20 protein-coding genes are annotated in these 19,710 nt (G+C 71.5%); 6 read left to right on the forward strand and 14 right to left on the reverse strand.

Features of this window, described 5'->3' with window-relative positions:
- Positions 1 to 18 precede the first annotated feature (18 nt).
- A complete protein-coding gene (locus ASF49_RS02380; protein ID WP_056467044.1) occupies positions 19 to 864 on the forward strand; it encodes a L,D-transpeptidase in 846 nt (281 codons plus the stop codon).
- 65 nt (positions 865 to 929) lie between these two features.
- On the opposite strand, the gene ASF49_RS02385 is transcribed toward ASF49_RS02380, so the two are convergent.
- The 3 genes from ASF49_RS02385 to pgeF all read right to left on the reverse strand — a co-directional run bounded on the left by ASF49_RS02385 (position 930) and on the right by pgeF (position 3,851).
- The gene (locus ASF49_RS02385; RefSeq protein ID WP_056467046.1) at positions 930 to 1,664 is read right to left on the reverse strand and encodes a DUF2076 domain-containing protein; all 735 of its coding nucleotides are present in this window, start codon (positions 1,662 to 1,664) and stop codon (positions 930 to 932) included.
- Positions 1,665 to 1,909: 245 nt separating this feature from the next.
- On the reverse strand, positions 1,910 to 2,797 hold the full coding sequence (locus ASF49_RS02390; protein WP_056467050.1) for an outer membrane protein: 888 nt from the start codon (positions 2,795 to 2,797) through the stop codon (positions 1,910 to 1,912).
- A gap of 265 nt (positions 2,798 to 3,062) precedes the next feature.
- Positions 3,063 to 3,851 carry a peptidoglycan editing factor PgeF gene (gene pgeF, locus ASF49_RS02395; RefSeq protein WP_056467053.1) on the reverse strand — a complete coding sequence of 263 codons (789 nt, stop codon included), beginning with the start codon at positions 3,849 to 3,851 and terminating at the stop codon, positions 3,063 to 3,065.
- 211 nt (positions 3,852 to 4,062) lie between these two features.
- On the opposite strand from pgeF, the gene ASF49_RS02400 reads away from it, so the two are divergent.
- The 3 genes from ASF49_RS02400 to ASF49_RS02410 all read left to right on the forward strand — a co-directional run bounded on the left by ASF49_RS02400 (position 4,063) and on the right by ASF49_RS02410 (position 7,337).
- The gene (locus ASF49_RS02400) at positions 4,063 to 4,623 is read left to right on the forward strand and encodes a hypothetical protein (RefSeq protein ID WP_082510752.1); all 561 of its coding nucleotides are present in this window, start codon (positions 4,063 to 4,065) and stop codon (positions 4,621 to 4,623) included.
- Positions 4,624 to 5,076: 453 nt separating this feature from the next.
- Positions 5,077 to 6,162, forward strand: coding sequence for a Rieske 2Fe-2S domain-containing protein (locus ASF49_RS02405; RefSeq protein WP_056467056.1), 1,086 nt, complete (start codon positions 5,077 to 5,079; stop codon positions 6,160 to 6,162).
- Between the two features lie 98 nt (positions 6,163 to 6,260).
- Complete coding sequence (locus tag ASF49_RS02410) at positions 6,261 to 7,337, forward strand: MBL fold metallo-hydrolase (RefSeq protein ID WP_056467057.1); 1,077 nt, start codon at positions 6,261 to 6,263, stop codon at positions 7,335 to 7,337.
- Positions 7,338 to 7,390: 53 nt separating this feature from the next.
- Here the strand turns inward: ASF49_RS02410 and hslU are convergent, their stop codons facing one another.
- The 11 genes from hslU to ASF49_RS02465 form a co-directional block, all read right to left on the reverse strand.
- On the reverse strand, positions 7,391 to 8,704 hold the full coding sequence (gene hslU / locus ASF49_RS02415; RefSeq protein ID WP_056467060.1) for an ATP-dependent protease ATPase subunit HslU: 1,314 nt from the start codon (positions 8,702 to 8,704) through the stop codon (positions 7,391 to 7,393).
- On the reverse strand, positions 8,704 to 9,774 hold the full coding sequence (locus ASF49_RS02420) for a hypothetical protein (protein WP_056467063.1): 1,071 nt from the start codon (positions 9,772 to 9,774) through the stop codon (positions 8,704 to 8,706). Before ASF49_RS02420 ends, hslU begins: the two co-directional genes overlap by 1 nt.
- Before the next feature lie 129 nt (positions 9,775 to 9,903).
- Positions 9,904 to 11,574, reverse strand: a complete 1,671-nt coding sequence (locus ASF49_RS02425; RefSeq protein WP_056467065.1) for a methyl-accepting chemotaxis protein — start codon at positions 11,572 to 11,574, stop codon at positions 9,904 to 9,906.
- A 79-nt stretch (positions 11,575 to 11,653) separates the two neighbouring features.
- Positions 11,654 to 12,190 (reverse strand): ATP-dependent protease subunit HslV, encoded by a 537-nt coding sequence (gene hslV, locus ASF49_RS02430; RefSeq protein WP_156652826.1) that lies wholly within the window; start codon positions 12,188 to 12,190, stop codon positions 11,654 to 11,656.
- A 112-nt stretch (positions 12,191 to 12,302) separates the two neighbouring features.
- Positions 12,303 to 12,692, reverse strand: coding sequence for a GFA family protein (locus tag ASF49_RS02435; protein WP_243214318.1), 390 nt, complete (start codon positions 12,690 to 12,692; stop codon positions 12,303 to 12,305).
- 119 nt (positions 12,693 to 12,811) lie between these two features.
- A complete protein-coding gene (locus tag ASF49_RS02440) occupies positions 12,812 to 13,969 on the reverse strand; it encodes an ATP-dependent DNA helicase (RefSeq protein ID WP_056467075.1) in 1,158 nt (385 codons plus the stop codon).
- Entirely contained in the window at positions 13,969 to 14,550 is a 582-nt protein-coding gene (locus tag ASF49_RS02445; RefSeq protein WP_056467078.1) for a suppressor of fused domain protein, read from the reverse strand. The genes ASF49_RS02440 and ASF49_RS02445 overlap by 1 nt, the downstream gene beginning before the upstream one ends.
- Positions 14,547 to 15,473, reverse strand: coding sequence for an oxygen-dependent coproporphyrinogen oxidase (gene hemF, locus ASF49_RS02450; RefSeq protein WP_056467081.1), 927 nt, complete (start codon positions 15,471 to 15,473; stop codon positions 14,547 to 14,549). Before hemF ends, ASF49_RS02445 begins: the two co-directional genes overlap by 4 nt.
- 64 nt (positions 15,474 to 15,537) lie before the next feature.
- Positions 15,538 to 15,807 carry a YiaA/YiaB family inner membrane protein gene (locus ASF49_RS02455; protein ID WP_056467083.1) on the reverse strand — a complete coding sequence of 90 codons (270 nt, stop codon included), beginning with the start codon at positions 15,805 to 15,807 and terminating at the stop codon, positions 15,538 to 15,540.
- A 118-nt stretch (positions 15,808 to 15,925) separates the two neighbouring features.
- The gene (locus ASF49_RS02460; protein ID WP_056467086.1) at positions 15,926 to 16,615 is read right to left on the reverse strand and encodes a PspA/IM30 family protein; all 690 of its coding nucleotides are present in this window, start codon (positions 16,613 to 16,615) and stop codon (positions 15,926 to 15,928) included.
- A gap of 85 nt (positions 16,616 to 16,700) precedes the next feature.
- Positions 16,701 to 17,168 (reverse strand): tRNA (cytidine(34)-2'-O)-methyltransferase, encoded by a 468-nt coding sequence (locus ASF49_RS02465; protein WP_056467090.1) that lies wholly within the window; start codon positions 17,166 to 17,168, stop codon positions 16,701 to 16,703.
- Positions 17,169 to 17,274: 106 nt separating this feature from the next.
- On the opposite strand from ASF49_RS02465, the gene ASF49_RS02470 reads away from it, so the two are divergent.
- Positions 17,275 to 19,146, forward strand: coding sequence for an ABC transporter ATP-binding protein (locus tag ASF49_RS02470; RefSeq protein WP_056467093.1), 1,872 nt, complete (start codon positions 17,275 to 17,277; stop codon positions 19,144 to 19,146).
- Between the two features lie 335 nt (positions 19,147 to 19,481).
- Complete coding sequence (locus ASF49_RS02475) at positions 19,482 to 19,691, forward strand: hypothetical protein (RefSeq protein ID WP_056467096.1); 210 nt, start codon at positions 19,482 to 19,484, stop codon at positions 19,689 to 19,691.
- Positions 19,692 to 19,710: the final 19 nt, after the last annotated feature.

A 19,710-nucleotide genomic window follows, 5' to 3' on the forward strand; every position in this document is an offset into this window, starting at 1 on the left:
CTTGGAGCGTTGACGAGCATGCGGTTCGATTGGTGCGTGGCCATCGCCTGCCTCACGGCGGGATTGGCGGGGCAGGGGGCACAGGCGCAGCAGGGACCCGCGCGGCCCGGCGCCTATGGCGGGGGCTTCATCGAGTACATGCTCGGGGGAGGCCAGGATGCGCGCCCGGCCGCACCCGCTCCGGTCCGTTACGTCTCCCGCCCCGCCGACGAGCGGGCGGCGGCACGCGATCCCGGTCTCTACGGTGTCGCCCCGGCTCCGCGCCAGCTCCATTCCGGTGACCGGGTCCCCGAGGAGCGCGTCGAACGCCGCGAGACGCTGCCGATCGCCGCGGCTTTCCTGCGGCCACCCGTCCGCGTCGCCGCTCCCCCATCGGCCCAGGGCATGGAGCCGGCGGTCGAGAGCATCACCCGCGCGCCCGACCCGCGCTACGCCCGTCAGGTCGTGTCCTTCGACGGCCCGCAACGGCCGGGGACCATCGTGGTCGATACGCCCGGGAAGTTTCTCTATCTCGTGCAGCCCGGGCACCAGGCGATCCGCTACGGCATCGGCGTCGGCCGGCCGGGCTTCGCGTGGTCGGGCCTGAAGACCATCAGCCAGAAGCGGGAATGGCCGGACTGGACGCCACCAGAGGAGATGATCCGCCGCCGCCCCGACCTGCCGCGCCACATGTCCGGCGGACCCGGCAACCCGCTCGGGGCGCGGGCGCTCTATCTCGGCTCTTCGCTCTACCGCATCCACGGCACCAACGAGCCGCATACGATCGGCCAGAACGTTTCGTCCGGCTGCATCCGCATGATGAACGAGGACGTCATCGACCTCTACGAGCGCACGCCGGTGGGCACCCGGGTCGAGGTCCTCTGACGGCCCGGATCTGATCGGAAGGGAGCCGGCACCGCCGCGCGAGCGCCGGCTCCCCCCGTCGTGGATCAGACCCAGTCGTCGTCGCCGCCGCCGCCGAGATCGCCGCCGAAGTCGCCACCGGAATCATCGGCGAACGAGGCGTCCTGGAGGTCGTTGCCGCCACCCAGGGCCGAGCCGAGATCCTCGTTGCCGCTGCCACCGAAGAAATTGTTCTCGGTGACGTTCGGCGTACCGCCGAGACCGGCCGCCGCGGCGCTTCCAAGCTGCGAATGGCCGCCCGCGAAGGCGTTGGAGAGGGCGCTGCCGAGGAGCATGCCGCCGGCGGCACCCGCCGCCATGGGCAGGGCGGTGGCCATGAAGCCGCCGCCGCGGGCCGGCGCGGCCTGCTGTCCGGCCCAGGGGCCGCCCTGCTGCGGGCCGCCATAGCCCGGCTGCTGACCGTAGCCGGGCTGCGGCTGGCCGTAGCCGGGCTGCCCGCCCTGGTTACCCCAGGCGCCGCCCTGGCGCGGCGGCTCGGGCTGGCGGGCGGAAGAGCCGCCGCCGAAAATGCTGGACAGGAAACCACCGCCGCCCTGGGGCTGCTGCTGGCCGGCGCGACGCAGCTGCTCGAGCTGCTCGTTCAGGCTCTTGATCGCCTCCTCCTGCACGTAGATCAGCTGCGCCATCGCGTAGGGGGCGTAGGGCTGGGCCCGGATCTTGTCGGCAATGAAGCGCTCGGCTTCCGCGTCGCGGGGCTGGCTCGAAGCCTGCTCCAGGCGCTGGAAAATGCCGCCGATGACGTCGCGTTCTTCGCTGTTCATGGAGTTGTCCTCCTGGGGCAAGCCGGCGGGTGACCACCCGCACGGGCGGGTCACAGATGGGGGTGCCGCCGGCCTTTGTCAGGGGCTCAACGCAAAGTTTGCCGTCCCGGATGCATGCGTCGATCCGAATGTTCCGCGACCCCGTGCATTTCCACACGGGGAGGGCAAACGCGAAAGAGCCCGGCCTTGCGGCCGGGCTCTCCCGTGACGTGAACGCACCCCGAGGAGCGCGATGGGCTCGGATCTTAGTAGGAGCCGAACTTGTAGTTCAGGCCGGCGCGGACGACGACGAACTCGTCGGAGCGGCGGTTGGTGTAGCCGGAGGCGGCGGTCGCGTAGTTGGTGTTGATGCGGTAGGTCTGGCCGGTGGAGTTCGAGAACGCGAACACGCCGTTGTTGGCGTTGTCGCGGTCGAGGTTCACGTACAGGCCTTCGACCTTCAGCGTGACGGCCGAGGACTTGAAGAAGTTCAGGAACGAGTCGGTGGGGAGCGCGTACTCGATGCCGCCGCCGGCGGTCCAGCCGGTGCGGAAGTCGTTGCGGCTGCTGTTGGGCAGGCCGAAGTCGGAGCCGCCGCCGCCGCCGTAGGCGAAGCCGCCGGTGCCGTACACGAGGGTGCGGTCGAAGGCGTAGCCGAGACGACCGCGGACGGTGCCGAAGTAGTCGAGGCCCGACAGGCCGTTCGGGTTGACCGGGGTCAGGTCGGGGTTCAGGGCGCCGACGATGTTGGTGTAGCGGTTCCGGCTGTTGCCGAAGTCGACGTACTGGGCGTCGGCCTCGACGCCGACGACGAAGCCCGAGCCCGGGGTGAACTGGTAGTTGTAGCCGATCTGGCCGCCGCCGACGAAGCCTTCGTTGTTGTTACGGCCGCCGAACGCACCGGCGCCGACGCCGGCCGGGGTGCCGACGTAGATCGGCGACAGGGCGACCACGGTGGTCGGGCCGTTGTTGTCGTTGCCCGTGCCGAAGCCGTAGCCGGCGTTGAAACCAGCGTAGAAGCCGGTCCAGGTGAACACCGGCACCGGCACGAACACCGGCGGCGGAGCCTGGCGACGCGGAAGGTCGGCGGCGAAGGCGGAGCCGGCGAGAGCGATGCCGGCGAGCGCGGTGGCGCTGCGAAGGAAGGATTTCATGATCTGGTCCTCTAACCGTTACGCACCGGCGCCCCTTTTGCTGGTGGCGTCCGCTGCAGTTCCCCGTCTTTAAGCCAGCAGCGAGCGAGAAGCTGTTGCGTTGCGATCACGCCAGCCGCAGCGAAGGCGGCCCCTTTGTGGCGATGCTCGTCTTATTCTCACCCACTCCGTGAACACCGAACGCGCGTGAATGGCCAAGGTTCACCAACGGCCACGCTTTTTTCGCGGCCGGCGATTGACAAAGTGTCGCAGCCCGGAGGGCGGCTCAGCCGGCGAGCGTGATCGCGGAGATCAGGCGGCCGTAGTCCGGCTCGGCCCGATGGGTGGTCCGGCGGTAGCTGTAGAAGAGGTCCGGGTCTGCATAGGTGCAGCGCCCGAGGTCGCCGGCCTGCCCCACCCCGGCCTCCGCGAGGCGCGCCCGGATGAAGCCCGGCAGGTCGAACTGCGCGTGGTCCGCGCGAGCCCCCGTCCCGAGGAAGCGCTCGAAGCCCGGGGCCTCCGCCCGGAAGCGCGCGATGAAGTCGGGGCCGACCTCGTAGGAGGGCTGCGCGATCGTCGGGCCCAGCACCGCGACGATGCGGCCGCGCTCGGCACCGAGGCCCTCCATGGCCGCCACGGTCCGCTCGATCACCCCGCCGAGGGCCCCCTTCCAGCCGGCATGGGCCGCGCCGACGACGCGGTTGTGCGGGTCGGCGAACAGGATCGGCCCGCAATCGGCCGTGGCGATCCCGAGGGCGAGGCCCGGAACCCGCGTCACCATCCCGTCGGCCTGCGGACGGTCGGCGAGGGCGATCGGCGCCTCCACCACGACCACCTCCGGGGAATGGACCTGGTACAGGCTGACGAGCGCGTCCTCGGCCACGCCGAGGTGCCGGCTCATCCGGCCCCGGTTCTGCGCCACGTGATCGGGCGCGTCGTTCGAGCCGAGGCCGCCGTTGAGAGCGGCGTAGATTCCTTCTGAGACTCCGCCGCGCCGCGTGAAGAAGGCGTGCCGGATGCCAGGGAGACCGGAGAGGTCGGGCGATTCCAGCGAGTCGGGCAGGTCGCGCGTCATGGTCACATCGATCCTCGGCACTTCGATCCTCGAACGGTCTTGGACGGCGCGCGGCGACGGGCCGGCGCCTGCCTCTATCACGGACATCCGATGGCGCGAGGGGACGGAACGAACCGCGGGCGCCTCGCCGGCCACAGCCTGAAGTCGTGGCTCTTTACGGTTCGTTAAGCATGTTTTGATCGGATGCGTCGCAAGAGTCGAGGATCAGCCGATGTCGGAAGCAGCCCGCCACCAAGCCCCGTACGAGCCGGCATCCCGGCCGCAGCCCGGTCCGCTGCGGGATTGGCTGGCGGCGATGAAGGCGGCGACCAATCCGGCCGAGACCCAGCCCGCCGCCGCGCCCGCACAGGCCGAGGAGGTCCGCTCGACGGACCAGGGAAAAGCCTGGACCCCGCGCGTCGTGACGCCGGCGCCCGTCGCGGCGGATGCCGCCGAGGCCGACGTCTCGGACCTGATGGCCGAGAACATCATGCTGAAGGCCAAGCTCAAGGTCGAGAGCGACCGCTACGATGCGCTCCAGGGCGTCATCGCCCGCGAGTTGCGCAACCTGCGCGCCCATGTCGAGGCCGAGATGCGCGAGTTCGAGGAGGTGCGCATGGAGCGCGACCGCCTCACCGCCGCCCAGGGCGCGTTCGAGCGGGAGGTCCGCGACCTCCAGGCGAAGATGGCGGCCGATGCCGTGCAACTGACCGAGATGCGGAGCGAGCGCGATCTCTGGGCCGCTCGCGCCGAGGCGCTGGCGCAGCCGATCTTCCAAAAGCGCAGCGCCTGACGCCGCGGAGGCTCCGGTGCGGTCCTGGGACGTCCAGGCCCTTGGGGGGCGAGGGATACCGAAACATCGAAGGGCCGCCCCGTGAGGGGCGGCCCTTCCATTGCCGAACCGCTGTATCGTCCGGCCGAAACTGTCGCGTTCGCTTCGAGCGCTAGAAGGCTGCGCCGGAGGCGACGGTCCAGGTCCGGGAGGCCGTGGTGAGCGGCTGATGACAATGAGACACTGGATCACCTCCTTTCGTTCGTTGCGGGTGAGCCGAAGTTAGTCAGCCCCATCCGGTTTGAAAAGGCCCGCGCCCGCGCCCATCCGCCGCTGCCCGCGTCGGCGCCCGGCTGCCGCGGCCGGCCGGCTGGCCTCGGCCCCGCCGGAGGTCTAAAGCTTCGGGCCTTCCCCTCGCGGGGTGCCGCGACGCGAGCACGCGCCCCCCCAAAGGCCACGGACCCGCCCCTCCCCATGTCCACAGCCCTGCGGATGCCGGCGCCCGACGACGCGGCGCTCGACCCGGATGCCATGCGCCAGCCGTTGCCCGACGCCTGGTACTGCGTCGGCCGCTCCGAATCCCTGAAGCCGGGGGTCCTGCGGGCCGTCGAGCTGAACGGCGAACAGATCGTCCTCGGCCGCGAGGCGTCCGGCGCCCCCTTCGCGCTCCGCGACCGCTGCCCCCATCGCGGCATGGCCCTGTCGAAGGGCCGCTTCGCGGGCGATGAACTGACCTGTCCGTTCCATGGCTGGCGCTTCGGTACCGACGGGCGCTGCCGCGACGTGCCGACCCTTTCGGCGTCCGACAACGCCGACTTCTCGCGCATCGCGGTGCAGCGCTTTCCCATCCGCGAGAGCGCGGGCTTCGCCTGGGTCAATCCCTATCTCGGGCCGGAAACCGGCTCGCCGCCCGCGGCCTTGCCGGAGCTCGGATTCCAGGCGGCCGGCTCCCTGGTGGTCGAGCTCGTGGTCGAGGCCTCCTTCGACCTGACGACGCTCAGCCTCGTCGATCCGGGCCACGTCGCCTTCGTCCACGATTCCTGGTGGTTCCGCCCCTCCAAGGAGTTGCGCGAGAAGGTCAAGACCTTCACGCCGACGCCGCACGGCTTCACCATGACGAGCCACGCCACCACGACGAGTTCGCCCGTCTACCGGCTGCTCGGCGGCGTGCCCGCGGTGGAAATCGAGTTCCGCCTTCCGGGCGTGCGGCTGGAGCGGATCGAGGCCGGGGCGAAGCGGGTCGCGAACTACACCTTCGCGACGCCGCTGACCCAGAGCCGGACCCTGCTCACCAACGCCCTGTACTGGAACATGCCGGCGCTGAATCTCCTGAAGCCCCTGGCGCGGCCGCTGATGCGCCAGTTCCTCACCCAGGACCAGCAGGTGCTGCAGCACGCCCAGGCCGGCCTCGACCGCAAGCCGACCATGGTGCTGTTCGGCCAGGGCGACCTGCCGTCGCAATGGTACTTCCGCCTCAAGCGCGAGGCGCTCCAGGCCGCCCGCGAGGGGCGGCGCTTCGCCAACCCGCTGGCGCGGCAGGAGCTGCGCTGGCGCTCGTGATCTCCCGGCACGGCCGCGCCGGGCTGCGAAAGGTCCTGCCAGCTGCGATGCGTGGCCGCGCCGCTTGATCGGCGCGCCGCAGCCGCCATCTCGGGTCCATGAAACGGCACAGTTTGATCAAGGCGTTGAGCGCCGCCACGGTGATGACGCTCGGCGGGGTCGGCTATGCCGCCCATCGGCGTGGGCGAAACCCCTATTACCGCGGGCCGCGCAGCGACCACTTCGACGGCGTCCGCTTCCACGGCCCGGACCAGCCGGCGGACAAGACCCTCGGCGACCTGGCCCGCTGGCGCTCCCGGCGCGGGGTCGACAGTCCCCTGCGCCAGGCCTGGCCGGCCTCGCACCCGAGTCCCTACGCACCCGACAGGCCTCCGGAGCGCGTCTCCGGCCTGCGCGTCACCCTGATCGGCCATGCGAGCTACCTGTTCCAGGTCGCCGGCCGCAACATCCTGGTCGATCCCGTCTATGCCCACCGGGCGAGCCCGGTGAAATTCGCCGGCCCCAAACGCGTGAACCCGCCGGGGATCGCCTTCGCGGACCTGCCCCCGATCGACGCGGTGCTGATCACCCACAACCATTACGACCACCTCGACGGGCCGACGGTGGCGCGGCTCTGGCAGGCGCACCAGCCGCTGATCCTCGCCCCCCTCGGCAACGAGGCGATCCTGCGCGCCTACGACGACACCCTGCACGTGGAGACCCGCGACTGGGGCCAGTCTGTGGATCTCGGCGGCGGCCTGACCATCCACCTCACCCCCGCCCACCATTGGTCGGCCCGCGGCCTCAACGACCGCCGCATGGCCCTGTGGTGCTCCTTCGTGCTCACCACCCCGGTGGGCGTGCACTACCATTCGGGCGATACCGGCCTGCGCGACGGGGCGACGTTCCGGGAGGCCCGCACCCGGTTCGGGCCGCCGCGCCTCGCCACCCTGCCGATCGGGGCCTACGAGCCGCGCTGGTTCATGAAGGACCAGCACATGAACCCGGCCGAGGCCGTCGAGGCCGGGCTCCTGCTCGGCGCCGACCAGATGCTCGGCCACCACTGGGGCACCTTCCAGCTCACCGACGAGGGGATCGAGCAGCCGGTGGAGGCCCTGGCGCAGGCCCGCGCCGAGCGGGGCATCGCGCCGGAGCGCTTCCTCGCCATGCGGCCGGGTCAGGTCTGGGAGGGATAGGATGCGCCTGCCCGGATCGGAGGTCGGACGCCGTCGATCCGGGCGCCGTGCCGTCAGAGGATGAAGCGGCTCAGATCCGCGTTGGCCGCCAGGCTCTCGACCCGGGCGCGCACGTAGGCGGCGTCGATCGGCACGGTCTCGCCGGAGCGGTCGGTGGCCGTGAAGGAGATCTCGTCGATGACCCGCTCCAGCACGGTCTGGAGCCGGCGCGCGCCGATGTTCTCCACCGAGTTGTTCACGTCGACGGCGACGCGGGCCAGGGCGTCCACCGCGTCCGCGCTGAATTCGAGGGTGACCCCCTCGGTCTTCATCAGCGCCACCGTCTGCTTCAGCAGGCTCGCCTCCGTCGAGGTGAGGATCTGGCGGAAATCCTCGACGGTCAGCGGCTGCAGCTCGACGCGGATCGGCAGGCGGCCCTGCAGCTCCGGCAGGAGGTCGGAGGGCTTCGAGACGTGGAAGGCGCCGCTGGCGATGAACAGGATGTGGTCGGTCTTCACCGGCCCGTGCTTCGTCGCCACGGTGGTGCCCTCGATCAGGGGCAGGAGATCGCGCTGCACGCCCTCGCGGGAGACGTCGGCCGAGGAGCGGCCTTCGCGGGCGCAGATCTTGTCGATCTCGTCGAGGAAGACGATCCCGTTGTCCTCGACCTCGCGGATCGCCTCCTGCGTCAGGGATTCGGCGTCGACGAGCTTGTCGGATTCCTCGGCGAGCAGGGGCGCGTAGGCGTCGCGCACGGTCATCCGGCGCGGTTTGCCCTTCTGGCCGCCCAGCGCCTTGCCGAGCATGTCGCCGAGGTTCACCGCGCCCATGGAGGCGCCGGGCATGCCGGGGATCTCGAACATCGGCAGGCCGCCCGGGGCGCCGCCCGCGAGCTCGATCTCGACCTCCTTGTCGTCGATCTCACTCGCTCGCAGCTTCTTGCGGAAGCTGTCGCGGGTGGCCTGGCTCGCCGTCGGGCCGACGAGGGCGTCGAGGATGCGGGCCTCGGCGGCCGCCTCCGCCTTGGCCTTCACCGAACGGCGCTTCTCCTCGCGCTTGAGGCCGATACCGACCTCCACGAGGTCGCGCACGATCTGCTCCACGTCGCGGCCGACATAGCCGACCTCGGTGAACTTGGTGGCCTCGATCTTGAGAAAGGGGGCGCCGGCGAGGCGCGCCAGGCGGCGGGCGATCTCGGTCTTTCCGCAGCCGGTCGGCCCGATCATCAGGATGTTCTTCGGGGCGACCTCCTCGCGCAGGGGGCCGGTGAGCTGCTGCCGGCGCCAGCGGTTGCGCAGCGCGATGGCGACGGCGCGCTTGGCGTCGGCCTGCCCGACGATGAAGCGGTCGAGTTCCGAGACGATCTCGCGGGGAGAGAAGGTGGTCATCACGCTCCGATCGGGTGCGGCAGCCGGGCTGCCAGGGGGCGGGGGAGGGCGCGCAGCAGCAGCGCGCGCAAGGGGTGCCAGCCGGCGCTGAGCGCCAGGATGAAGGCCCCGAGGGTGAGGAGGCTCAGGGGAACGGTGCTGCCGGCGAATCCCGCCTCGCGCACCAGGGCGCCGAGGGCGAGGCCGGCATAGACGAGGCCGGAGACGAGGAGGGCGCGCCGGTCCACCGCCAGGGCGATGCCCGCGAGGCCGAGGACGATGGCCAGCACCCCGAGGGTCGCCGCCTGTCCGCCGCCCGCGGTCAGGCTCCCGAGGATCGGGTGGACGATGAGCGGGGCGGCCAGCAGGTGCAGCCAGAAGGCGATGTCGGTGCGCCGGCTGACGCGGGCCGGATCGGCCAGATCGAAGCGCATGGCGAGCGCGAACACGCCGAGCCCGGCGGCGATGAACAGGCCGTCGCGGGCTGCGCGCGTCAGGTCCGGTGCCGCGGCGAGCAGCAGCCCGAAGACGAGGGCGCAGAGGGCCGCCGCCCCGGCCGCCACCGTGATCGGCACCGCGAAGCGCCGGTAGTGCAGGGTCACGAGGAGGAGGGTCGCCAGGGCGCCGCCGATCAGCGGAAGCGGGCCGAGCCGGGGATCCGCCGTCAGGTCGAGGAGGGTCGGCCAGCTCGCGCCGGCGCGGCCCGGACCGGCGAGCGCGAAGGCCGCCGCCGACTGCACCGCCAGCGCGAAGACCACCAGGAGGACGATGCTCGGCAGCGCCATCCGGCGCCGGCGGGTGAAGAACTCGGCGAGGCCCCAGGCCAGGGCGGCGATCAGGGCGTAGCCGGGCGCCGGCCCCAGCGCCGACAGGCCGAAATGCGCGCAGGCGCCCAGGAACAGGAACAGGCCCAGGGTGACGAAGATGTCGGCGAAGCCCGAGACGAAGCGCAGGCGCTCGTCGTCGCGCGGCTCGTCGATCCCGGCTCCCCGCGCCGCGTCCGCCCGCGACAGGCGGTCCAGGGAAGCGGCCTGGATCTCGGTGATGATGCCCTCGGCCACGGCGCGGCGAAGGTGGTCGGCGGTGATCACGACGGAACCTCGCGGTGGGTCGCCCCGGGGGAAGCCGGGGCGATGCCGCGTCGGGCGGGAGAGGGGGCTGGCTGACGCACGCCCCCGACTTAAGCGCGTCGCGCCGCCCTTTCCAGTCGTCCCCGCGTCTCAGGCGGCCCGGATCGAGCCGACGAAGCGCGTGACCTCGCCGTCGAGGGCGCTGGAACGGCGGGCGAGCTCGGCCGCGGAGGCCAGAACCTGCGCGGCCCCGGCGCCGACCTCCACCGCCGCGCCCTGGACCTCGGCCATGGTCTCGGTGACGTCGTGGGTGCCGCGGGCGGCGTCGCTGACGCTGCGGGCGATCTCCTGGGTGGCGACCTGCTGCTCCTCGACCGCGGCCGCGACGCCGAGGGCGATGCTGTGCACGCTGCCGATGGTGGTTCCGATCTCGCGGATCGCCTCCACGGTCTCCCGCGTGGCGGCCTGGATCATGCCGATCTGCGCCGTGATCTCGTCCGTGGCCTTGGCGGTCTGGGCCGCGAGGGTCTTCACCTCGGTGGCGACGACCGCGAAGCCGCGCCCCGCCTCGCCGGCCCGGGCCGCCTCGATCGTGGCGTTCAGCGCCAGCAGGTTGGTCTGGCCGGCGATGTTCGAGATCAGGGCGACGACGTCGCCGATGCGGGCCGCGCCCTCGGCGAGGGCCTCGACGCGGGCATTCGTCCGGTGGCTGCTCTCGACGGCGGTCGCCGCGGCCGCCGAGGTCTGGCCGACCTGCTGGCCGATCTCGTTGGCGGTGGCGGCGAGCTCCTCGGTGGCGGCGGCCACCGCCTGGACGTTCTGCGCCGTCTCCTGGGCGGCGCGCATCACCGCGGCCGATTGCCGGTTGGTGCGCTCGGCCTGGCTCGACATCGTCCGCGCGGTCTCCTCCATCGCGGCGGCGGCATCCGAGAGGTCTCCGACCAGGCCCCCGACGCTGCCCTGGAAGCGGTCGGCGAGTTCGGTGCGCTCGCTGCGGCGGCGGCTGGAGGCGAGGCCGGCGGCCTCGTCCTGCGTCGCCCGCAGGGCCGCGGTCTCCTGCATCGAGCGGGCGAAGACCTGCATGCTGGCCCAGATCCCGCCGATCTCGTCCCGGCCCGGCTTGACCGCCGGAAGGTCGAGCTGGCCCTCGGACAAGCGCCGGATCGCCGCGGTGACGCGGCCGAGGGGCGCGGCGATCTGGCGGTGGCCGATGACGATGCCGAGTACGAGGCTCGCGAGGGTGCCGCCGACGGCGAGGCCGATCAGCAGGGTCAGTCGGCTGGCGTAGAGGGCATCGGTGGCGGCATCGATCGCCGCGACCTGGGCCTGGCCGCTGGCCACCAGGGCGTCGATGGAATCCTGAAAGGCCTGCCGGTTGGCCCGGTTGGCCTCGTTGAAGCCGAGATCCGCCGCCGCCTTCGGGGCGATCGCGGTCCCGGCCCGGGCGATCTCCTGGCGCAGGGTGGTGAAGGTGGCCGCGCCCTCGGCGACACGCGCGAACTGCGACCCCTCGGCCTCCGGAACGCGCCGGCCCAGGGCGGCGAGGAGGTCGTTCATCGCCGTCAGGTTCAGGCGCATCCGGTCGGCGTATTTCTGTGCGTCGGCGGTATCCTTGGCGGCGTAGACGCCGCGGGATTCGAGCACGACGTTGCTGACGAGACGGTTGACGTTGGCCGCGTCGAGGGCCCGGCGGGCCGCGTGCCGGGACTCGACCATCGCGTCGTTGAAGGCCGAGAGGGTGGCGATCCCGACGCCGGCGACCAGCAGGGTGATCGCCCCGCAGGCCAGGACGAACATCAGTATCTTCGCCTTGATCGTCATGTTCGAGACCCTGCTCGGAGCTTTGATACAAGCTGGTAAGCAGTGTCTCGAAAACTTCGGTTAACGGACGAGCCCTTCGTCAGCTTTCGGACGTCTCCAGCGTCTCGATCACGAGGCTGTCATTCGTGTAGACGCAGATTTCGGCCGCGATCCGCATGGCGCGGCGAACGATCTCTTCCGCATCGTGGGCGCTGTCTTCCAGCGCGCGGGCGGCGGACAGGGCGTAGTTCCCGCCGGAGCCGATCGCCATCACGCCGCTCTCCGGCTCCAGCACGTCGCCCGCGCCCGAGAGCAGCAGGCTGACCTCCTTGTCGGCCACCAGCATCATCGCCTCCAGGCGGCGCAGGTAACGGTCGGTGCGCCAGTCCTTGGTCAGCTCGACGCAGGCCCGGGTCAGCTGCCCGGGATATTGCTCGAGCTTGGCCTCCAGCCGTTCGAACAGCGTGAAGGCATCGGCCGTGGCGCCCGCGAAGCCGCCGATCACCGAGCCCTTGGCGAGGCGCCGGACCTTGCGGGCATTGCCCTTGACGATGGTCTGGCCGAGGCTGACCTGCCCGTCGCCGCCGATCACCACCCGGCCGCCCTTGCGGACCATCAGGATCGTCGTGGCGTGCATCTGCGGCGGACCGCTCGCTTCGGAATGGGACAAGGCAGGCTCCGGTTCGGTTCTGAACCCCGCTCACGTAGGCGCTCGCCGGGCCCGCTCCAAGCGTCGCCGGGGTCCCGGCCTATTCGGGATAGCGCGGAAAGGCCGGCAGCGCGTCGAACCGGCCGAACCATGCGGGGGCGTCCGCGACCTGGATGCGGATCGACGGGGGCAGGGCGTCGGGATCGTCCAGGGTCGCCGTGTGAAAGTCGACCTGGCCGGGAAAGACCGCCTCGTTGCGGTAGAACAGATTGGTGCCGCAGATCCCGCAGAACTCGCGGATGACGCCGGGCGAGGATTCGTAGGCCGTGGGCGTGCCGGTGATCGTGATCCGATCGTTCGGGAACAGCGCGAAGCCGACGACCGGCGCGCCCGAGGACCGCCGGCAATCGGTGCAGTGGCACAGGGCGCTGTGGCTCGGCTCACCCTCGGCCGCGTAGTGGATGGCACCGCAGCGGCAACGTCCGGTCAAGGCCATGCAGAATCCCCTCGTTCGCGCCCGTTGTCCCCGAGGGGGCCGAGTCGCGCAAGGGGCGCCCTGCACAGAGGGGCGCCCCGCACCGAGGCGCGCCCTGCTCCCAGCGCGTCGCCCTACACGACGACGGTGATCCGCTTCGCCGCCCGGGTCAGGCCGGTATAGAGCCAGCGCGCCCGGTGCTCCCGGAAGGCGAAGGATTCGTCGAACAGCACGACGTCGTCCCATTGCGAGCCCTGCGCCTTGTGGACCGTCAGGGCGTAGCCGTAGGTGAACTCGTCGGTCTCGCGCTTGAGGAAGGCCGGGATCTCCTCCTCGGAGCCCGACATCACGGCCTTGAGCACCTTGATGTCCACCGGCCGGCGGCGCAGGGCCGGGTCGTCCTCGGGCACCACGTCGAGGCGCACCGTGTCGGCGCGCGGCGAGGAGCGCTGGGCGTGCACGGTCCAGGTCGAGCCGTTCAGGAGGCCCTTGGTGCGGTCGTTGCGCAGGCAGACGAGCTTCTCGCCCACCGCCGGCATCGGGTCGGTGTGGCCGGCGAGCTCGCGCAGGCGGTTGTTGTAGAGCCGCCGGGTCTTGTTCATGCCCACCAGCACCTGGTCGGCCTGGAGCACCACGGCCGGGTCGATGGAGCGGCGCGAGACGATGCGGCTCTCGCCGTACTCGCCGATCGACAGGCGCCCGCCCTCGCGCACCGTCATCGCCATCCGGACGATGGGGTCGTCGGCGGCCTGCCGGTGGACGTCGGTGAGCATCACGTCGGGCTCGGCCTCGGTGAAGAAGCCGCCCCCGCGCACCGGCGGCAGCTGCGCCGGGTCGCCGAGCACCAGCACCGGCCGGTCGAAGGACAGGAGGTCGTTGCCGAGGTCGGAATCCACCATCGAGCACTCGTCGATGACGATGAGCTCGGCCTTCGAGACCGGCCCGGTCCGGTTCAGGGTGAAGGCCGGGCCGCCATCCTCGGTCTCCTTGGTGCGGTAGATCAGGCTGTGGATCGTCGCCGCGTCGTGGCAGCCCTTCTGGCGCATCACCGACGCGGCCTTGCCCGTGAAGGCGCCGAACACCACCGTGCCCTCGACGTCGTCGGCGATGCGCCGCGCGAGGGTGGTCTTGCCGGTGCCGGCATAGCCGAACAGGCGGAAGACCTGGGCGCCGCCGGACTTGCGCCAGTCCGAGATCGCCTTGAGGGCCGCGTCCTGCTGGGGGGCGAAGCGGGTCGGCAGATCGGTCTTGGTCGCGGTGTTGGCAGCGGCCTTGGCGTCGGTCTCGGCCATCAGAGCACCGAGGCCCGCTGGAGGTCGAAGAGGTCGGCGCCGCGCGCGGCGAACAGGTCCTCGAGGGCATCGCCCCCGGATTCCTGCGCGAAGGCGTACTCGGCCTCCGAGATCGGCACCGCCTGGAGGAAGGCCAGCGCCGGTTCGGCCGCGGGGAGCGCCTGCAGGCGGGCCTCGAACAGGGTCGGCGGCACGAACAGGACGTGGGCCAGGCTCGCCGACAGGCCGGCGAGCAGGCCGGGGAAGACGATGCCGGGCGCCAGGAACCAGCGCCCGTCGATGACCTGGAAGGCGCAGGCCGCTAGCATCCGCGCCACGTCGGGGTCGGTGCTCACGCCCAGGATCTCGCAGCGCCCGGGGAATTCCGCGCCGTCCCGGTAGAGCGCGTGGTTGGCCAGCGTCACCGTCGCGCAGGCGGTGAGTCCGGGACGCGGCGCGTCGCGGCAGGTCAGGATGTCGACGTGGCTGCGGCCGGTATCGTCGGCGTGCCGAGCGACGGAGGGCGCGCCGCCGAAGGCGCCCGCCAGCATCCGCGCCACCGCGCGGTTGATCTCGGTGATGTCCGCCGGAGGGGCGCTCACGGCCAGCGCACCGTCGGGGGCAGCGACGACAGGATCGAGGCGACGTTGCCGCCGGTCTTCAGGCCGAAGATCGTGCCGCGGTCGTAGAGCAGGTTGAACTCGACGTAGCGCCCGCGCCGGACCTGCTGCTCCAGCCGGTCCGCTTCGGTCCAGGGCGTCGCCAGATTGGCGCGCACGATGGCCGGGTAGGCCTTCAGGAAGGCCCCGCCGACGTCGCGGGTGAAGGCGAGGTCGGCCTTCGGGTCGCCGGTCCAGTGATAATCGTAGAAGATCCCGCCGATGCCGCGCGGCTCGTTGCGGTGCTTGAGGTGGAAGTACTCCTCGCACCAGGCCTTGTAGCGGGCGTAGTCGGCGGCCGGGGCATGGGCTTCGCAGGCCTCCCGCATCGCCGCGTGGAAGGCCAGGGAATCGGGGTCGTCCTGGGTCCGGCGCCGGTCGAGCACGGGGGTCAGGTCGGCGCCGCCGCCGAACCAGGTCTTCGTGGTCACCACGAAGCGGGTGTTCATGTGCACGGTCGGCACGTTGGGGTTCCAGGGATGCGCGATCAGCGAGATCCCGGTGGCGAAGAAGCGTGGATCCTCGGCGGCGCCCGGCATCTGGGCGCGGAATTCCGGGGCGAACTCGCCGTGCACGGCCGAGACGTGGACGCCGGCCTTCTCGAAGACCCGGCCCTTGATCATCGCCATGGTGCCGCCGCCGCCGGGCGCGCCGCTGTGGTCGGTGCGCTGCCAGGGCGTCTTCACGAAGGTGCCGGGCTCGGCCGGCGCGTCCGGGTGGAACGGCCCGGTCGCCTCCGCCTCCAGGGTCTCGAGGGCGGCGACGATCCGGTCGCGCAGGGTGGTGAACCACGCCGTCGCCTCGGCCTTGACGGCGTCGCGCTCGGCCTCGGGCAGCGGTGGGACGGAGGATTCGGGCATGGTCATGCCGGGGATGTCCCATCCCGCCGCCCGGCCGTCAATTCGCCGGGCCGCGGTCGGGTCGCGGCGCTCAATCCTTGACGGACATCAGCAGCCGCTCGGTCTTGGCGTCCTCGATCCGGTTGACCATGCGCCGGCCCTCGTGGACGTCGCGGATGGTCTTGGTGGCGGTGATGCAGGACTGCACCAGCATGATCGTGCCCATGGCGAAGTATCCCTTGATCCAGATGTCCATGGGCATGAACAGGATCCCTGCGGCCACCATCACGGCGGAGCCGAGGAACGAGGCGTAGGTGAAGGCGACCCAGGCGCCGGAATGCTGCGTGGTCTCGTTGGTCATGGGGGATTCTCCTCGGGTCGGGGTGATTTCGGAAGGTGGGATCGGCGATGAAGCGCGCCGCGCGGTCCCTCTCCCCCGCTGAGGGGGAGGGGCCGCTTGCGCAGCCGCTGCGCGGCGGTCAGGCGGCCGGCTGGCGGGACGCGTCGGCCCGTGCGCGCAGGCGGTCGAGGATGGCGGAGGGAGCGGGGCGGGCGCTCGGGCCGAAGCCGGCGCGCTCCATCCGCTCGGCGATGTCGGCGCCGGGCTCGGCCTCGCGCAGGGCCTCCTCGGTGTCGTCGGCCTCGGCCTGGAGGCTGCGCAGGCGGGCCAGCGTCGCCTCGGCCTCCTTCAGCGTGGCCCGGTCCTGCGGGTCCGGGCTGACCCGCAGCCGCCGGGCGGTCTCGGCCGCGGCGGCGAGGCGGCGGCCCCGTTCGAGCTCCGCCTGGCGGCGGGTGGCGTCGGCGACCTTCGCGCGGATGCGGGCCAGTTCGGCGGCGAAGCGGGTCCGGGCGGTGCGGATCGCGTCGCGCTCGGCCTCCAGTTCGGCGATCGCCTCGGCCGCCTCCGCCGCGAGGTCGTCGCGGCCGGACTGGAGCGCCGCCACGGCGCGGGTCTCGAGGTCGGCGGCGCGGGCCTCGACCTCCGCGAGGCGGCGTTCCTCGGTCCGGTCGCCGGCCACCGAAGCGGCCAGCGCCTGACGGCTGCGCTCCAGGGCGGCACGGGTCTCACGGATCTGCTGGTCGAGGATCAGGAGGGCGTTGCGGTCGAAGAGGTCCTCCTCGGCGCGGGCGGCGGCGCCGCGGGCGAGGGTCCGAAACAATCTGAGCATCGTCGGGCTCCGGGTGAGTGGCTGCTGTCCACCCCCCGGTTGTCGCACGGTTTGAACACTGTTCAAGTGCGATATTGCACGGCGTTCAATCCGCCCGCGGAAAGCCCTCCGTCTGGCGCAGCGCCTCGCCCAGGATCATGGCGGCGCAGACCGCGACGTTGAGCGAGCGCAGGTCGGGGCGGATCGGCACCACCACCCGGGCCTCCGCCGCGGCGTGGACGATGTCGGGCACGCCGGCGGATTCCCGGCCCATCAGCAGGCAGTCGCCGTCGCGATAGGCGAAGTCGGTGTAGGGGAGGGCGCCCCGCGTGGTGGCGAGGACGAGGCGGATGTTCTCCGCCTGCCGCCAGGCCGCGAAGGCGTCCCACGAGCGGTGGCGGGTGACGGCGACCCGGTCGAGATAGTCGAGGCCCGCGCGGCGCAGGTGCCGGTCCGAGACGTCGAAGCCCGCGGGCTCGATGATCTCGACGGCGGCCCCGAGGCAGGCGGCCAGGCGCAGGAGGGTGCCGGTGTTCTGCGGAATGTCGGGCTGGTAGAGGGCGAGGCGGAGCATCGGCGGCGTCCCAACGGGGCTGGCGGGTCCGTGCGGCATCGCTCCCCGGTTGGCAGGCGGTCAAGGCGGCATAGCTAAGAGGGCGCTGCAGCAACCGGATGGTCTCATGTTTCTCGATTGGCTCGAGCGCCGGATCGACACCTTCGCGCCGTTCGACGACGGCCGCATGCCGCCCAAATCCGTGCTCGGCTTCGCGAGCTTCTACCTCCGGCCGATCCGCGGCGCCCTGGCGATCCTGTTCGTGGTCGCGGTGCTGGCCGGGTCGGTGGAGGCCTCGCTCTACCTGCTCATGGGCTGGTTCATCGACCTCCTCAACAAGGCCGACCGCGCGACCCTGTGGCAGGAGCACGGCACCGGCCTGATGCTGGCGGCCGGCCTCCTGCTGGTGGTGCGCCCGATCACGATCTGGCTGCACGAGATCCTGTCGAACCAGTTGATCGTGCCGCAGGCGACGAACCAGATCCGCTGGCGAACGCACCTCTACACCCTCGGCCACTCGCTCTCGTACTTCCAGGCGGACTTCGCCGGGCGCCTCGCCAACCGGGTGGTGCAGGTCGGGCCGGCGGTGCGCGAGCTCGCGGTCGTGTTCATCGACACCCTGCTCTACGTGGCGATCTACGCGGTGACGGCGGTCGGCCTGTTCGGCTCGATCTCGCTCTGGCTCGCCCTGCCGGTGGTGGTCTGGATCGCGGCCTACGCCGCCCTGACGCGCTGGTTCGTGCCGCGCGCCCGGTCCCGCTCGCTCCTCACCGCCGACACCCGCTCGGCCCTGATCGGGCGGATCGTCGACAGCTACACCAACATCCTCACGGTGAAGCTCTTCGCCCGCGACCGCGAGGAACGCGCGGCCGTGCGCGACGCCGTCGACGTGCACACCAAGGCCTATCTCCACCAGTTCCGGCTGGTGAGCAGCACCACCACCCTGCTCGGCCTCCTCAACAGCCTGCTGATCCTCGCCACCGCCAGTGTCTGCGTGATCCTGTGGCAGCGCGGGGGCATGACCACCGGCGAGGCCTCGGCCGGCCTCGCCCTGGTCCTGCGCCTGATGGCGATGTCGGGCTGGGTGATGCAGACCGTGCGGGGCATCTTCGAGAATGTCGGCGTCATCCAGGAGAGCATGCAGACGATCGCCCGTCCGCACGCCATCACCGACCGGCCCGATGCCGGGACCCTGACGATCACGGGCGGCGACATCCGCTTCGAGAATGTCGGCTTCCATTACGGCCGCGACGACGCCTCGATCATCACGGGCCTGAACCTGCACATCCGCCCGGGCGAGAAGGTCGGGCTCGTCGGCGTCAGCGGCGCCGGCAAGACCACGATCACCGCGCTGCTCCTGCGCCTGCACGACCTCGAGAGCGGCCGCATCCTCGTGGACGGCCAGGACATCGCCGGGGTGACGCAAGGCTCGCTGCGCAGCGCCATCGCCATGGTGACCCAGGACACCTCGCTGCTGCACCGCTCGATCCGCGACAACATCGCGTATGGCCGCCCCGACGCCACCCTGGCCGAGGTCGAGCGGGCCGCCCGCCTCGCCCAGGCCGACGGCTTCATCCGCGACCTCGTCGACCACAAGGGCCGCACCGGCTACGACGCCCAGGTGGGCGAGCGCGGCGTGAAGCTCTCCGGGGGCCAGCGCCAGCGCATCGCCATCGCGCGGGTCATCCTGAAGGACGCCCCGATCCTCATCCTCGACGAGGCGACCTCCGCCCTCGACTCGCAGGTGGAGGCGGCGATCCAGGAGAGCCTCGACACCCTGATGGAGGGCAAGACGGTGCTGGCCATCGCGCACCGCCTCTCGACCATCGCCGCCCTCGACCGCCTGATCGTCCTCGATGCCGGCCGGGTCATCGAGGAAGGCACCCATGCCGAACTGATCGCCGGCGGCGGCCTCTATGCCCGCCTGTGGGAGCGCCAGTCGGGCGGATTCCTGGCCGACGGGCTCGCCACCCGGCCCTACGAGGCCGCCGCCGAATAGGCGGTCCGGGCTCGTCGGGCGAGGTCTCGGACGCCCGTGCGGCGTCCGGTTCCGGGACATCCGTGCTGCACCGCACATGCGGGAGGCGCGGCCTGCCGGGGCATTGGGCAGAGGCTGCGTCCAGCGGCGAAGCGGAGCCGTGAAAACCGCTGCGTCAAGAGGGATTTAGGATCGAAATGCGCAGGCGTTAAGCAAACCCTGCCCGTTTCATGTCCATCCTGCATAGCAGACCGGCCGCATCGCCTCTCGTGCTGCGCTGCGGCGAAGCCTACATCGGGTCCATGGCGACGGGGCGATTGGCCTCGTGGCACGAACCGTTTTCGGACCCGACTCCCATGGTACACGCAATCATCAACCACATCCGCTCCTCCTGGAAGGAGCACGCCTCGGTCCGCGAGATCGCGAACCTGACCGACCGGCAATTCGCCGATATCGGCGGCGACCGCCTCGACAGCCGCCTCCTCGACAAGGCGCGCCGCCACCGGGTGCGCGAGACCGGCCAGTTCCACAAGTCGGTGGGTGTGTTCTCCTACCCGACCGCCTAAGATCATCCGCGTTCGGCGG

Origin of the sequence: Methylobacterium sp. Leaf104, from assembly GCF_001422885.1 — a bacterium.
Classification (GTDB): domain Bacteria; phylum Pseudomonadota; class Alphaproteobacteria; order Rhizobiales; family Beijerinckiaceae; genus Methylobacterium.